Source organism: Nisaea denitrificans DSM 18348 (genome assembly GCF_000426505.1).
GTDB classification, from domain to species: Bacteria; Pseudomonadota; Alphaproteobacteria; order Thalassobaculales; family Thalassobaculaceae; genus Nisaea; species Nisaea denitrificans.
Window position 1 is genome coordinate 1,613,066 of the sequence record NZ_AUFM01000011.1, and the last position, 14,346, is coordinate 1,627,411.

Here is a 14,346-nt window from a genome sequence, read left to right on the forward strand (position 1 = left end):
CGATCTCATATTCGTCCGAAAGCCTGCTTCGATTAATCAGATCAGAGACAAGCCATTCCTGATCGCAATCATCGACAATGTAAGCGGCCTTCAACTTTCCCATGAGGCGTCCCAACACACTGACATCGCGGAAAGATTAACAGTCCGGTTCGCGCCGTACCGCACCGTGAGAGCGCGCGGGATAAAGGAGATGTCATGGAACAATGGGCGTCGCTAACCTTCAGCGCTCGCGAGACGCTCCTGGAGGGCGCGGATATCCGGCCAGCGATAGACCGTCTCTTCCGTCTTCGCCCCCATCACGCTGCACTCGATGGGAGCGTCGGCGGCGCCGCCCAGCTGCTCATAAAACGCTACACCGCCGCGATTTTCGCTCAGCACCGTCAGGACAAGGGCGCCAAAGCTGGCATTGGACAGCCCGAGCACGACACGTCCCAGCAGCGCCGTTCCGACGCCAAGGCCCTGAAAGCTCGGGTCTACATAGAGAACATAGATTTCGGCAATCTCGCCCGCTTCGTTTCCAACTGCGGCGATATCCTGCCGACGTATACCGCCCTGGCAGAAGCCCACGACCGTTCCATTCCAGTCGGCCACCTGAAACAGCTCGGCGTTCCGGTTTTTGGCAATTGCGTTCGACCACTGACCGGCCGACCGTACTGCGCGCAGTTCCAGCAGAACCCGGTCCGGCAGGATCCCTACATAGGCATCCTGCCAAGTTTCGACCTGAACGCGTGCAATCGCGGACGCATCCTTTGGCAGGGCAGGACGTATCTTGATGTCTCTCGGATCCGGCATTGCTTTCCTCTCATCGGAACGCATCGGGATCATGATAATGGAGAGACAGCGCCGTTTAAACGCCGAAACGGCGCGACGAAAGCGCCCGGACCTTATTCGGCTGTTTCTTCTGCCGCGCGACGCTCCAGGATCTGCACGAAGAAACCGTCCGTCCCGTGCCTGTGCGGATAGAGCCGCAAAGCGGTCCCTTCGCCCGGACAGTCTCCACCGCCGAGCGGGACCACCGTCTCGGCCCAGACCGTAGCGATATCCAGTGCCTGGAACTCGCCTTCCCGCGCTTCCAGGAAAGCGTCGACGATAGCCTCGTTTTCTTCCGGCAACAGAGAGCAGGTCACATAGGCAAGACGTCCGCCAGGCTTCACAAGCCGAGCCGCCCGCTGCAGGATCACGGCCTGCAACTCGTTCAACTCCGCCAGATCCGTCTCATTGTAGCGCCAGCGGGCATCCGGGTTGCGGCGCCAGGTTCCGGTCCCGGAACAGGGTGCGTCGACCATGACCCGGTCGAACTTTCCGGCGAGCCGTTTCACCCGACGGTCACTGCCCTCGGCCAGAACATGCCGTTCAATGTTGTGCAGTCCCGCGCGGCGCGTGCGAACACCGCAGCGTTCCAGCCTGCCCTCGGACGTGTCGAGCGCCAGCACCCGACCCTTGTTCTCCATCAAGCCGCCAAGCACGAGGCTCTTGCCCCCAGCCCCGGCGCAATAATCAGCAACCTGCATGCCGGGTGCCGTACCAAGCAGCAACGCGGCAATCTGCGCGCCCTCGTCCTGCACCTCGATGAGGCCTTCCTTGAACAGCTTCAGACCGTCAATCGGCTTCCGCTCGGCAGATCGAAGACCGAAAGGCGAGAAGGGCGTCGGGGTGCACTCGATGTCCTGCTTGTAAAGCGCCTCCCGGACCGAATCCCTGTCCGCCTTGTGCAGCGGATTGATCCTGATGTCGAACGGCGCCTCGGTTCCCATGGCGGCAAGCGCGGCTTCCCGCTCGTCACCCAACACCGGCTCAAGCCGCCGGTATACCCAGTCGGGCGTTTCCAGGCGTACGGCAGCCGGCATGTCCGGAGCACTGTTGAGGATTTGCCCCTTCAGCTTCGACAGTAGCGTCAGTTCCAGCTCGTCCATCACGTAGGGGGCGTGATTCTCACCGGAAAAGAGTTCCGTGATCGCGGTTTTCGTCAATTCGTCGACGAGGACCAGATCCGCGAGAACCCGCATGCGTGCAGTCGGATGCTCGGAGACTCCGGTCCGGCCAAGGTGCCAGTCGACCCGTGACCGGCGCCGGAGCAATCCATACACCCGATTGCGGACCGCATGCCGGTCCTTCGACCCCGCATAACGCCGCTGCCGGAAATAGCCTTCAAGAACACGATCGACCGGACGCGGATCGGCGTCGGCTTCTTCCATGATCTCGATTGCGGCAAGGAGGCGGGCCGCTGGGGTCATCTAAGTTGCTTTCGTTGTGCCGGGTATGCCCCGGGCGTTGTACCGAACTGGTTTACATGCTCGGACGGTAATTAGGGGCCTCGCGGGTGATCGTCACGTCATGGACGTGGCTTTCCCGAAGACCGGCGGTGCTGATTTTCAGGAACTTGCAGTTCCTCTGCATTTCGGCCAGCGTCGCATTGCCAGTGTACCCCATGGCAGCCCGAAGCCCACCAATCAGTTGATGCACGACGGCGGAGACCGGGCCCTTGTAGGGCACCTGACCCTCGATCCCTTCCGGAACCAGTTTCAGGTTGTCCGATACTTCTTCCTGGAAATAACGGTCAGCGGACCCCCGCGCCATAGCACCGAGTGAGCCCATGCCGCGGTAGGACTTATAGGAACGGCCCTGATAAAGGAAGACTTCTCCCGGGCTTTCGTCGGTACCGGCGAAGAGCGAGCCTATCATGGCGCAGTCGGCGCCGGCTGCGATGGCTTTCGCCAAATCGCCGGAATACTTGATGCCACCATCGGAAATCACCGGCACACCGGCCTTGCGGCAGGCTTCGAGCGCCCCGGTAATGGCAGTGAGCTGCGGCACACCAACACCGGCAACCATGCGCGTGGTGCAGATCGACCCCGGGCCGATACCGACCTTGACCGCATCCGCACCCGCATCGATCAGGGCCTGCGCCCCGTCCCGCGTGGCGACGTTGCCAGCAATGATCTGGGTCTTGTTGCTGAGATTGCGGATCTCTTCGACGGAACTGAGTACGCCCTGGGAGTGACCATGCGCGGTATCGATCACGATGATATCGACCTCCGCATCAATCAATTCCTCGGCCCGGGCGGTGCCGTCCTTGCCAATGCCGGTTGCGGCAGCGACCCGGAGGCGGCCCTGCTCGTCCTTGCAGGCGTGCGGATGAGTCTGGGCCTTGTCCATGTCCTTGACAGTGATCAGGCCGATGCACTTGTGATCGCCGTCCACCACCAGCAGCTTTTCGATCCGGTGCTTGTGTAGCAGTGCCCGCGCCTCTTCCGGTGTCACGTCCTCACGCACCGTAATGACCCGCTTGGTCATCAGGTCCTTCACCGGCTGGCTCATGTCGGTTGCGAAGCGCACGTCGCGGTGGGTCAGAATACCGACCAGCTTGCCGGTCTTGGCTTTCACGACCGGGATGCCGCTTATCTTGAAGCGCATCATCACTGACATAGCGTCGGCCAGGCTTTGCTCCGGCGCGATCGTCACCGGGTTCACCACCATGCCTGCTTCGAATTTCTTCACGGTGCGGACTTCGCCGGCCTGGGCCGCTGCGTCCATGTTCTTGTGAATAACACCGAGGCCGCCGAGCTGCGCCATGCCGATCGCGAGACCGCTTTCGGTCACAGTATCCATAGCTGCGGAGATAACCGGAATCCCGAGTCTGATCGACCGGGTCAATTGGGTAGATGTATCGACTTGTGCCGGGAGAACCGACGAAAGAGCCGGTTCAAGAAGGACGTCGTCGAAGGTCAAAGCTTCGCGGATATCCATGGTGCCTCCGTTTGCTGCGGTGGCACGGCGCTATAACACCAGGCATGCCACCTGCCAAGCACGAAGTGCCAACGCTTCTGTTACGTTTCCGCAGAGCTGCCATGCGAGGCAGCAGACAAAGCTCTAACCGGTGGCCTTAACAAGCCGGGAAGCAAGCGCATCCAGCCCTTTCTGGCCAGCTCCGTCCGCCAGGTTTCCGTCATCCGCGAAAGCGCTGCCTGCGCCAGGCACCGTCACGAAACCTTCAACCGGAACGCAGCCGAGCTCGCACAGGCAATCCCGCAGCCGGGGCACCACGCGCACGCCACCGAGTCGGCCGGGAGACGCCGCCATCACCGCGACGTGTTTCGATTTCAGGACATTTTCCGGACCGCCTTTCTTTGACGGACGCGACACCCAGCTGAAAGTGTTGACCAGAAGCGGCGGCACGAAGCCGTTATATTCCGGTGTCGCGATCATCAGCCCGTCATGCTCGGAGATCAGCTTTTTCAGGGCGAGGATGTTTTCCGGCACGCCGTGCGCGTCTTCATCGTCGCCATGATAAATCGGCGCCGGATAGTCGTTGAGATCGATCAGCGTTGCCTCGCCGCCCGCCTTGCGTATGGCAGCAGCACCGGCCGCCGCCAGTTTCTTGTTCAGGGACTCCGCGCGCGCACTGCCCGCGAAAACGAGGATCTTCGAATTGCTCATGTGATGATTTCCGTAAAGGAGGCGTCGAGGGATTTAAACTGGGGTCACCGGAGCTCCGGACAAGGTACCGCCCTAAAGATCCTTGCTGAGATAGTAGCGGCTGTTGCCCGTCGGATAGTCCAAAGTCCCGAAAACGCTGAAGCCCAGCGACTCATAGAAAGGCCGGGCCTGAAAATCGTAGGTATCGAGCAAAATTTTGGACGCCCCCAATCGGCGCCCTTCTTCCGCGATCGCCTCGACGATGCTCCTGCCCCAGCCAGTTCCACGCAGGTCCTCGTCGATCCAGAGGGTGCTGATTTCTGCGACGCCGAGATTTACTCGACCACCGGCTCCGCCCTTCAGGGCTCCTTCGGAATCCTTGATCTCCACCGTGAAATAGCGGCTGTCCCAGTCGGATCGTTCTTTGTTGAAGGCAACCAGCCGCCGGTCGATCTCCTCGAGATCTTCGGTCACCCCCTCCTCGATCCTAAGTGTCAGGTCCTGCATCATCGGTTTCGTCCATTACGGTATCATCCCGGCGATCCTCAACCAGTCCCCTGAAGCCGGTGCAGACCACATAGGCTTCGGGCGATTCAGGTCGGCTGGCCGCCGGTTTCGCATGCCTCACAACCCGGAAGGCAAGCTTCATCCGCCGCAGCATTTCTTGCTCGCTACCGCCTTTGAAGACTTTCGCGACGAAGCTCCCGCCCTCGACCAGCACCTCAAGCGCGAACTCAAATGCCGCCTCGCAGAGAGCGGCGGTCCGCAAATGGTCCGTCGGTGAATGACCGGTCGTCGAGGCCGCCATGTCGCTCAACACGACATCGACCTGCTCCGGCATCCGCTCCCGCAGGGCGGCGAGACCTTCATCACTCATGAAGTCGCCCTGGAAGAGATCCGCGCCCGGCACCGGCTCCATTTCCAGAAGATCGATGCCAATAACGGTGCCTTTGCCTTTGCTTGCCCCGACGATATCCACCGCGATCTGGGTCCAGCCGCCTGGCGCCGCGCCGAGATCGACGACTTTCTGGCCGGATTTCAGGAAGTGAAACTTCTCGTCAAGCTGTTGCAGCTTGAAAGCCGCACGGGACCGGTAGCCGAGCTTCTGCGCCTCGACCACGTAGGGGTCGTTAAGTTGCCGGCGCAGCCAGCGTTGTGATGAAGGTTTATGTCGACGCGCATTCTTGAGCTCGACGCTGGTCATCCGGGACCCAGAGCCTCGCCCGCCGCGCCGTCCGCCGCGATTGGTTGTCATGGCCGCTTAAGTGCGCCGGAAGCGCCTGTCTCGTCAACCCATCCCGCCTATTCCGCGGACTAAACACGCTGCAAAAGATCGACAAGAATGCCTTCGCGCAGCCCTCTGTCGGCGACCCGGAGCCGCCCTACAGGCCAGCGCTCGCAAATTCCCTGCAGGATGGCGCACCCGGCGACAACAAGATCTGCCCGGTCCGACCCGATGCAGGGCATTGCGGCCCGCTCCCGGTAGCCGACCGACGCCAGGTGCTCTGCAATCTCTTCCATCTCCGAAAAATCGAGATAGGTACCGTCGACCCGGTTCCGCTCATAGCGGCGCAAATTCATGTGCAAACCGGCAAGTGTCGTCACCGTCCCCGAAGTTCCGACCATCTGCACCAGACCATCGCTGATTGCGGTACCGATGCCGAAGCGGGTTTCGAACTCGTCGAGCGCCGCTCGGGATTCCTCGACCATTTTACGGTAGGTGGCACGGTCGAACCTGTCCCCGCCATAACGCTCCGACAAGGTGACCACACCGAACGGCAGGGAAATCGCGTCGAGCGCGCCGCTGCCATTGCGTTCGGTTTCATGGTTCTGCGCACGGTGCCAGACCAACTCGGTACTGCCGCCGCCAATATCGAAGACCAGCGCGTTCGGGATGTTTGGGTTGAGCAAGGGCAGGCAGCCAGCCAGTGCCAGCGAGGCCTCCTCGTCCGTCGAGATGATCTCGATATCCAGATCCGTCTCGGAAGAAACCCGCTCCAGAAAGACGTCGCAATTTCGTGCTTTGCGGCAAGCTTCCGTCGCCACCACGCGGGAGAGGGTGACGTTCTTCTTCGCCATCTTCCGGGCACAAATTTTCAGAGCCTGAAGCGTCCGGTCCATGGCGTCAGCAGACAATTCCTGACGGCTCTGAAGTCCCTGCCCCAGGCGGACGATACGGGAAAAAGCATCAACAACGCGAAAACCGGATCCGTGCGGGACGGCGATCAGCAACCGGCAATTGTTCGTGCCCAAATCCACAGCAGCCAGAACCGGCGGTTGGCCTGGTTTTTTGGGTGCGCGGACGGCAGCGCTCGACGATTTCGGAACCTCGCGCCGCACAGGCGGCCGCGGCCGCTCCTGGCGCCCCTTTTCCGGATCACCCTCCGTCGAACGTCCTCCCCGCCGCGTCGAAAGCGAACGGCCGGTGGACATGCATCACTCATTTCAAATGGCGCCTCCGGCGTCCGGAGGCTGTTTCAACGGATAGTGTAATAGGATTATCTAAAATTTCATACAGTACGGGCTGATAAGTTCCGCGTTTTGTGAGCTGACGATCAAGCGCCGGTTACTTATTCCGCAATCAGGCAGCCCTGCGACATCAGTCCTCAAAGATAAAAGTGAACGATGGAGCGCCCTTCGACGATCTCGACCCGCGCTTCAAGATCAAAAACCTCCTGGATATTGGCCGTCGTCACAATCTCGGCGGGTGCGCCCTGCCGGACCAGTTTTCCGTCCCGCATGGCAATGATGAGATCGGAATAGCAGGACGCGAAATTGATATCGTGCAGCACCAGAACAACACTCTTGGAGAGCTCGTCCGCGGCTCGCCGGAACAGCTGCATCATCGCGACGGCGTGCTTCATGTCGAGATTGTTCAGCGGCTCATCGAGCAGCACATATTTGGTGTCCTGGCACAGCACCATGGCAATGAAAGCCCGCTGACGCTGGCCGCCGGAGAGCTCATCGAGAAACCGATGCGTGAGGTTGTCCAGACCGAGATAGGAAATCGACCGCTCGACATGCGCGAGATCTTCCGAAGTCGGCCTCCCCTTCGAGTGCGGATAACGCCCGAAGGCCACAAGATCGCGCACGGTCAGCCGGGCCGTCAGATGATTGTCCTGGCGCAGGATGGACAGCTTTTTCGCCATCGCGTCGCCGTCCGCCGTCAGGATATCCATGCCGTCGACCGTGACCTGTCCCGAAGACATCGGTAGCAGGCGGCTGATCATGGACAGAAAGGTCGACTTCCCGGCGCCGTTCGGCCCGATGATCGAGGTTACCCCATTGGCCGGAAGGCTGGACGTCACCCCGCGGACGACTTCCGAGCCGCCGTAGGATTTTGTGACGTTGCTGACTTCGATCATCGTGCCCCCCGCATAACGATCATCATGATGAACACGATCCCTCCGGCAAATTCGATCACGATCGACAAGGCGCTGCCATAGGACAGGACGCGTTCCAGAAACAACTGCCCGCCGACAAGGCAGGTCACCGCCAGAAACGCCGCTCCTGGCAGGACAAGAATATGACGGTGGCTTGGAACCAGCATGTAGGCGAGATTCGCAACCAGCAAACCGAAGAAAGTGACCGGGCCGACCAGCGCCGTCGAGACTGAAACCAGAACGGTGACCATGGCGAGCGTCACCGTCACCATGCGGCGATGGTTCACACCGAGATTGATTGCGGTCTCGCGCCCGAGCGCCATCACATCGAAAACATTCCGCAGCCGCCAGGCGGCCAGAGAGACCAGCAACACAAGGATCGCGGCAACCGACAAGAGCTCCGGATTAGCCCTGTTGAAACTCGCGAACAAAGTATCCTGGAGGATAAGAAACTCGTCAGGGTCAATCACCCGGCGGAAGAAAGACGAGAGGCTTCGAAACAGGAGGCCGAAGATGATCCCGCTCAACAGCATCAGGTGCAGCTCGCGCACCCCTCCCCGGAACAGCCAGCTGAAAAGCAGACCGGCAAAGACCGTCATTGCCGCGGTCTGGACCAGAAACAGAAGACTCGGCGTCAATCCGGTCAGGAAGGTCGCCCCGAAGAAAAAGGCGATACTCGTCTGGATCAGGACGAAAAGAGCATCGAAGCCCATAATAGAGGGCGTCAGGATGCGGTTTCCGGTAATCGTGTGGAACAGCACCGTAGAGACCGCGATCGCGTAGCCGACCAATGCCATGGTCGCGATTTTCAAACCGCGGAACGGCAGGATAAAGCCCCAGTTGCCCTTGACGCCGACGGTCATGAAAAGCGCCACTGACAACAAGGCCAACCCCGCCAGGAGAGTCAACGCGACGGCCGGTGTCCAGATCCGCTTGGCGTCACTCCCCATATCCGCGCCTCCGCAGCAGGAAATAGAGGAAGAGACCACTGCCGATCACCCCCATGATCGTGCCGATTGGAATCTCGTACGGCGCGATGACGAGCCGGGCGACGATGTCGCAGGCAATGACGAGCGCTGCACCGAGGAGTGCGACCCAGGGCAATGTGCGCCTCAGATGGTCTCCGATGACGAGCCGGACGATGTTTGGAACGACAAGGCCGAGAAATGGAATGACGCCGCAGGTGACGACGACCGTGGCCGTCACCAGCGACACGATCACCATGCCGAGCGCCATGACCTTCCGGTAATCGAGCCCCAGATTGGTCGTGAAGTCCTGCCCGAGGCCGGCAACGGTAAACCTGTCCGCCGCGACATAGGCGACGCAGGTCAGGCCGAACGAGATCCACAGAAGCTCATACCGCCCACGCAAGATCGCCGAGAAGTCGCCGATCATATAGGCGTTGATCGATTGAAGCAGGTCGTAGCGGAAGGCAAAAAAGTTCGTTCCAGCCTCGATCACACCGCCCAGCATGAGCCCGATCAGCGGCACAATGAACTCACTTCTCAGCGGCACCCGACGCAGGATACCGAGAAAGACGGCCGTGCCGGCCATGGCGAAGGCGGCGGCCACCAACATCTTCAGAATAACCGGCAATCCGGGCGCCAGCAGCATCACCACCAGAAGACCGAGGCTGGCGGATTCGACGGTTCCCGCCGTCGACGGCTCGACAAAGCGATTGCGCACCAGCATCTGCATGATCAACCCGGCAACCGAAAGGGCCGCTCCGGCGAGCACCAACGCCAGCGTTCGTGGCACCCGGCTGACCATCAGCATCTCGAAGGCGTGCGTCGATGTCGCGGGATCCAACAGCGTCATCGGCGTCACATCGCTAACGCCGATAAAGAGACTGAGGACGCCCAGGGCAAACACGCCGAGGCAGGCTAAAAGAAAATACTTCAAGGCACTCTTCGTCCGATACAAAGGTCCCGGACGCAGATAGGCCGCCCCAGGACGGCCTATGTACCCGATTTAACCAAGATTTCGGAGAGACTATTTGGCTTTCAAGGCGCCTGCAATCTCATCGACATTCATCTGAAGGGCCTGAAGACCTGTACCGGCAAGATACCAGCTCCCCGCATTCACATAGACAATGTGCCCGGCCTTCCAGGCCTTCGTCTTGTGAATGATCTCGTTATCCAGCATCGCCGCCGCCGACTGTCCCTCCTGGCCAATCGCCGCATCCCGGTCAACCACGAACAGCCAATCCGGATCCGTTTCGAGAAGGAACTCGAACGAGATCGGCTGACCATGCACCCCAGTGCCCAGGCTCTCGACTGCCGGCTTGAAGCCATAGACGTCGTACAGAACCGAAAAGCGCGAGCCGCGTCCATGCGCGCTCATCTTGCCGCCGGTGGTGATCATCGCGAGCGCGGTTCCTGCCTCTCCGGCAAGCCCCTGCAATTCGACCGTGGACGTTTCGAGCCGGTCCACCAGAGCCTGCACCTCGACTTCCTTGCCAAAAACCTTTCCAAGCGTCAGGGCGTTCCGCTTGGCATCCTCGATATGGTTATCCCAACTGGCGGAGAGATCGATTGTCGGCGCAATTTTCGACAGATCGTCATAATTCCTGGAGGAACGCCCACCGACGATGACAAGGTCCGGCTCCGCGGCAACAACAGCTTCGTAGTCCGGCTCAAACAGGGAGCCAACATTCACGTAGCTGCCGGACGCATATTTGGAAAGATGCTCCGGCTTCGGCCCGCCGGGAACGCCCGTCACCTGGACGCCGATCGCGTCCAGCACATCCAATGCGCTCAGATTAAAGACCAGGACCTTTTCCGGGATCGCCGGAAGAGTTGTCGTGCCCTTTGCATGCTCGACGACCACCTCTTGGGCAAACGCGGCGGGAGCAAAGGCGACGGAAACCCCGAATGTCACAGCCAGGATGGTTGCGCAGGCGCGAGCACTGCGGCGCATAGTTGAGAACAAGGAATATCTCCTTTGCGGCGGATCAATAGAGAGAACAGGAACTGCCACACCCGCCCCTGCAATTGGAAACCGGAGTGTTTTTGCCATGGCCAACCAAGCACGGCGTTCATATTCGGTATACCCACATTTATCAAAGGATGTACACGTTTCGGCACCCCCTTCTCAGACCGGGTCGGCCTCCTGTCGCGCCACCTTATCCGCCACCCATCTATAGGTTTGTTCCAGGCCCTCGCGCAGGGCCGCACTCGGTGCCCATCCCAGTTCCGCCCGGATCAGGCTGTTGTCGGAGTTCCGGCCGCGCACACCGAGCGGACCCGGTACATGGCGTTTCGTCAGGGACTTTCCGGCAATCTCGCAGACCATGTCGACCAACCGATTGATGCTGACCATTTCGTCCGAGCCGATATTGACCGGACCCGCGAATCCGGACCGAGTCAGCCGCAGAACGCCATCCAGGCATTCGTCGATATAGAGAAAGGAGCGGGTCTGCTCACCGTCGCCCCAGATTTCGATCTCGCCGCCATCCGGCGCCTCCGCCACTTTCCGGCAGATCGCCGCCGGCGCCTTCTCCCGACCATCGTTCCAGGATCCTTCCGGGCCGAAGATGTTATGGAACCGGGCGATACGGCATTCGAGGCCATGATTGCGCTGGTAGGAGAGATAGAGACGCTCGCTGAAAAGCTTCTCCCAGCCATATTCGCTGTCCGGGTTGGCCGGATAGGCACTGTCTTCGCGACAGTTCGGAGTGTCCGGATCAAGCTGATTCTCTTGCGGATAAATGCAGGCCGAGGAGGAATAGAAGACCCGCTTGATGCCGTGCCTGTTGCAGATATCGACAATATTCAGATTGATCGCCGCGGAATTATGCATGACGTCGGCATCGTGATCGCCGGTGAAGATGTATCCGGCGCCACCCATATCCGCCGCGAGCTGATAGACCTCATCGAACTTCCGATCGATCACGGCCCGGACATTGCTCGGCTCGCGCAGGTCAGCAACTACGAAATCGTCGGCCTCGGTTCTGGCATAACGCGGATGCTTCAGGTCGACGCCCCGGACCCAGCAACCCTCGACTTTGAGTCGGCGGACCAGATGGCTGCCTATAAAGCCGCCTGCCCCGAGCACGAGAACCTGTTTCATACGGAGGTTTCCACTTTCATCGACTCCTGAAGCGCCAGGCGAGCTGCCAGGCGGAAGATTATCCAAAACGCAGAGTCTATGATGCAAAAATGTACAAATGATAACTGGCAGGGCAAAGCGTTGACGGCCCATTTCCGCTAGTTTCAAGCTGCCCCGGCAAGGCATATCGCCAACGGTGATTTTGGCACTTGCCATCCGCAGGCAAGCTCGCTAGTTTCCCGCCGCTACCGCGAGCGTATTTGATACGTCGGTCCCGTTGGGGGATAGTTTAACGGTAGAACTACGGACTCTGACTCCGTCAGTCCTGGTTCGAATCCAGGTCCCCCAGCCAACTCCCGAAATCATTAGGTTTTCCGACCGCGCCATCCGGCTGGTGGAGTAATTACTCCACCAAGCTACTCCAACCATGGAGATGGCGCGTGATCAAAAGACAAGGCAGCATCTATCATTTCCGGCGGATGGTTCCCGAGCGCATACGTAGCGTTGTCGGTCGCCGTGAAATATGGTGTTCTCTGCGCACTGCGAACAGATCAGTTGCAAGAGCAAGGGCCGCGCGGCTTTACCTAATGACAGAAGACATCTTTGATCCGGACACATGCTTGGATCCGGCCCGCTGGGAGTTGGAGATTGCCAAACTGTCAGCAGAGGTCGCCAGCCTCGAACTCGAGAAGTTCAAACGAAAAACCGAGTTGGATGAAACGCGGCGCCTGATGCGAGAGGCCTATGAGGTCAAAGCCCAAGGCGAGCTACTGCAAGCAGCGACAGCGAAGCTACAATCTATCAAAGACGGAACCATAGAGCAGGGTGCAGCCTTAACAGAGGCAAGGAAGGCACGCGATGCAGTACTAGCGGCGCTCTCGAGCGCTGCTGCTGGAAAGGCCACCGCCGAAGCTCTGGCACCCTCTCCTCTATTCTCGGAACTTGTTGAGGATTATCTCGCCGATCGACAGCGGACACATGACGGTCATCGCGGCTATTCGCCAAAGACCGTGAAGCACACACGAGGGACCTTCGGCTTGTGGGCCGGATTGATCGGCAACGGACCCGTTCGTGAAATCAAAGGAGAAGATGCGGGCAGATTTAGAGAATTTCTTCTCCGATTGCCTGCGAGCCATGGGAAAAGCCGCTCCAATATCCTGGAGCCTTTAGAGGCCATTGATCGCGCCGATCAAGCTGATAGACCTGTCACGCGCCTAAGCATGAAGACCGCGAAGCGGCATTTTTCAGCTATGGCACAATACTGGAAATGGCTCGAGCCTCGTGGGCACGTCGACAAGAACATATTCGCTGGCTTCAACTTCCCGGGAACCAAGGGCGGCAAGAAGAAGCGCGACGACTGGTCCAGCGAGGATCTCAAGCTTTTCTTCGGATCCGAGTGGTATTTGGGGCGGGAGCCAAACTCGTCTGAACGTTGGTTCCCTCTGATTGGCCTGTACAGCGGGATGCGGCTCGAAGAAATTGCACGACTACGGCCCAGCCACGACGTCGTTCAGGTCGCGGGAATTTGGTGCTTCAAGATCCAAGAACACCTTGAACCTGATCCATGGAGCCCAAAGAGCGAGGCCGGTGCGCGCATCGTACCAATTCACAGCCGCTTAATCGCTTTGGGCCTTGTTGATCTTGTCGAGCAGCGGAAAAATCTTCCGTACCTATGGCCCGATCTAAAGCCGCCCGGTTCAAACGAATCATTCAGCGAAGCATTTTCGCGAGAATTCAGCCGAAGAAAGAAAGCCATCGGCGTCGGTGAGAAGACTGTATTCCATTCCTTCCGGCACACCGCACGAACAGTCTTAGAGTCTTCCGATCTTCAGGAAAGATGGATTGACGCTGCCTTTGGGCATGAAAACGGCAGCCGCAGCGTCGGTGGGAAAGTCTACGCGAAGCGCGTGGATGTTGAACGGCTTCAAGAAGTCATTGAGGTGATTAAAGTCGACATATAGTTATACAAAGGATTTCGCATGATCCCCATCGTTACATGGACACCGACGGACGGGCGTAAATACATAAAGAAAGATGCAGATAGCGAAGATCAAGCAAGAATACTGGCAGCAGGACAGTTGGCTGTAGCAATACCACAAATAGACGACGCACTCTGGTCTGAGTTAATGGATATTGATGGGCGTCAATTTTACTATGTAATACGAATAGATGATTACGGCTTGTACATGCAATTTCGGGAGACTGCGGCAGGCCGTGAACTTCCCGAGATACCGGACATTATGAACACCGCGCATCGGATGTAGAAACTGCTACCACGGGATTGCCGAATCAACGACCTCTCGGTTGCCGTCCTTGATCTCCTGCTGCCGCCCGTCGTGTTCGAACGGCAGCAGGAAATGATAACCGAAGGTGATTAGAAAACTCGCAACTATTCAGTAAATTCTTCGGGCCATACAGTCAGATCATGCTGTCGCGCTTAAGATATTGTCATCGAAACCCAAGCGATATACCTCTTGGCTGACCCATTGTTGGGGGA

At 59.1% G+C, this 14,346-nt stretch carries 14 protein-coding genes and 1 tRNA gene; 3 read left to right on the forward strand and 12 right to left on the reverse strand.

Annotated elements, in window-relative coordinates; translation table 11 throughout:
- Nucleotides 1-213 precede the first annotated feature (213 nt).
- The 12 genes from K328_RS0108580 to K328_RS0108635 all read right to left on the reverse strand — a co-directional run bounded on the left by K328_RS0108580 (nucleotide 214) and on the right by K328_RS0108635 (nucleotide 11,870).
- Complete coding sequence (locus K328_RS0108580) at nucleotides 214-792, reverse strand: GNAT family N-acetyltransferase (protein WP_028465634.1); 579 nt, start codon at nucleotides 790-792, stop codon at nucleotides 214-216.
- A 92-nt stretch (nucleotides 793-884) separates the two neighbouring features.
- The gene (locus tag K328_RS0108585; protein ID WP_028465635.1) at nucleotides 885-2,234 is read right to left on the reverse strand and encodes an RsmB/NOP family class I SAM-dependent RNA methyltransferase; all 1,350 of its coding nucleotides are present in this window, start codon (nucleotides 2,232-2,234) and stop codon (nucleotides 885-887) included.
- Nucleotides 2,235-2,286: 52 nt separating this feature from the next.
- On the reverse strand, nucleotides 2,287-3,747 hold the full coding sequence (gene guaB, locus K328_RS0108590; protein WP_028465636.1) for an IMP dehydrogenase: 1,461 nt from the start codon (nucleotides 3,745-3,747) through the stop codon (nucleotides 2,287-2,289).
- A gap of 123 nt (nucleotides 3,748-3,870) precedes the next feature.
- Complete coding sequence (locus K328_RS0108595) at nucleotides 3,871-4,437, reverse strand: NADPH-dependent FMN reductase (RefSeq protein ID WP_028465637.1); 567 nt, start codon at nucleotides 4,435-4,437, stop codon at nucleotides 3,871-3,873.
- Nucleotides 4,438-4,509: 72 nt separating this feature from the next.
- Nucleotides 4,510-4,926, reverse strand: coding sequence for a GNAT family N-acetyltransferase (locus K328_RS0108600; RefSeq protein ID WP_051284657.1), 417 nt, complete (start codon nucleotides 4,924-4,926; stop codon nucleotides 4,510-4,512).
- Nucleotides 4,904-5,620 carry an RlmE family RNA methyltransferase gene (locus K328_RS23120; RefSeq protein WP_342665269.1) on the reverse strand — a complete coding sequence of 239 codons (717 nt, stop codon included), beginning with the start codon at nucleotides 5,618-5,620 and terminating at the stop codon, nucleotides 4,904-4,906. Before K328_RS23120 ends, K328_RS0108600 begins: the two co-directional genes overlap by 23 nt.
- 110 nt (nucleotides 5,621-5,730) lie before the next feature.
- The gene (locus tag K328_RS0108610) at nucleotides 5,731-6,675 is read right to left on the reverse strand and encodes a Ppx/GppA phosphatase family protein (RefSeq protein WP_245577427.1); all 945 of its coding nucleotides are present in this window, start codon (nucleotides 6,673-6,675) and stop codon (nucleotides 5,731-5,733) included.
- Between the two features lie 347 nt (nucleotides 6,676-7,022).
- On the reverse strand, nucleotides 7,023-7,781 hold the full coding sequence (locus K328_RS0108615) for an iron ABC transporter ATP-binding protein (protein ID WP_028465640.1): 759 nt from the start codon (nucleotides 7,779-7,781) through the stop codon (nucleotides 7,023-7,025).
- Entirely contained in the window at nucleotides 7,778-8,749 is a 972-nt protein-coding gene (locus tag K328_RS0108620) for an iron chelate uptake ABC transporter family permease subunit (protein ID WP_051284659.1), read from the reverse strand. The genes K328_RS0108615 and K328_RS0108620 overlap by 4 nt, the downstream gene beginning before the upstream one ends.
- Nucleotides 8,739-9,701 carry an ABC transporter permease gene (locus tag K328_RS0108625; protein WP_036553258.1) on the reverse strand — a complete coding sequence of 321 codons (963 nt, stop codon included), beginning with the start codon at nucleotides 9,699-9,701 and terminating at the stop codon, nucleotides 8,739-8,741. Before K328_RS0108625 ends, K328_RS0108620 begins: the two co-directional genes overlap by 11 nt.
- A gap of 90 nt (nucleotides 9,702-9,791) precedes the next feature.
- Nucleotides 9,792-10,730 carry a siderophore ABC transporter substrate-binding protein gene (locus tag K328_RS0108630; RefSeq protein ID WP_205620598.1) on the reverse strand — a complete coding sequence of 313 codons (939 nt, stop codon included), beginning with the start codon at nucleotides 10,728-10,730 and terminating at the stop codon, nucleotides 9,792-9,794.
- A 162-nt stretch (nucleotides 10,731-10,892) separates the two neighbouring features.
- Nucleotides 10,893-11,870, reverse strand: coding sequence for an NAD-dependent epimerase/dehydratase family protein (locus K328_RS0108635; protein WP_028465644.1), 978 nt, complete (start codon nucleotides 11,868-11,870; stop codon nucleotides 10,893-10,895).
- A 257-nt stretch (nucleotides 11,871-12,127) separates the two neighbouring features.
- On the opposite strand from K328_RS0108635, the gene K328_RS0108640 reads away from it, so the two are divergent.
- The 3 genes from K328_RS0108640 to K328_RS0108650 all read left to right on the forward strand — a co-directional run bounded on the left by K328_RS0108640 (nucleotide 12,128) and on the right by K328_RS0108650 (nucleotide 14,113).
- Nucleotides 12,128-12,201, forward strand: a tRNA-Gln gene (locus K328_RS0108640).
- Nucleotides 12,202-12,289: 88 nt separating this feature from the next.
- Nucleotides 12,290-13,810, forward strand: a complete 1,521-nt coding sequence (locus tag K328_RS25715; RefSeq protein WP_342665270.1) for a DUF6538 domain-containing protein — start codon at nucleotides 12,290-12,292, stop codon at nucleotides 13,808-13,810.
- 18 nt (nucleotides 13,811-13,828) lie between these two features.
- Nucleotides 13,829-14,113: a hypothetical protein gene (locus K328_RS0108650; protein ID WP_028465645.1), complete on the forward strand. Its 285-nt coding sequence runs from the start codon at nucleotides 13,829-13,831 to the stop codon at nucleotides 14,111-14,113.
- Nucleotides 14,114-14,346: the final 233 nt, after the last annotated feature.

Coding starts and splice junctions, on each gene's coding strand:
- K328_RS0108580 (WP_028465634.1), bottom strand. CDS start 792: ATGCCGGATCCGAGAGACATCAAGATACGTCCTGCCCTGCCAAAGGAT.
- K328_RS0108585 (WP_028465635.1), bottom strand. CDS start 2,234: ATGACCCCAGCGGCCCGCCTCCTTGCCGCAATCGAGATCATGGAAGAA.
- guaB (WP_028465636.1), bottom strand. CDS start 3,747: ATGGATATCCGCGAAGCTTTGACCTTCGACGACGTCCTTCTTGAACCG.
- K328_RS0108595 (WP_028465637.1), bottom strand. CDS start 4,437: ATGAGCAATTCGAAGATCCTCGTTTTCGCGGGCAGTGCGCGCGCGGAG.
- K328_RS0108600 (WP_051284657.1), bottom strand. CDS start 4,926: ATGATGCAGGACCTGACACTTAGGATCGAGGAGGGGGTGACCGAAGAT.
- K328_RS23120 (WP_342665269.1), bottom strand. CDS start 5,620: ATGACCAGCGTCGAGCTCAAGAATGCGCGTCGACATAAACCTTCATCA.
- K328_RS0108615 (WP_028465640.1), bottom strand. CDS start 7,781: ATGATCGAAGTCAGCAACGTCACAAAATCCTACGGCGGCTCGGAAGTC.
- K328_RS0108620 (WP_051284659.1), bottom strand. CDS start 8,749: ATGGGGAGTGACGCCAAGCGGATCTGGACACCGGCCGTCGCGTTGACT.
- K328_RS0108635 (WP_028465644.1), bottom strand. CDS start 11,870: ATGAAACAGGTTCTCGTGCTCGGGGCAGGCGGCTTTATAGGCAGCCAT.
- K328_RS0108650 (WP_028465645.1), top strand. CDS start 13,829: ATGATCCCCATCGTTACATGGACACCGACGGACGGGCGTAAATACATA.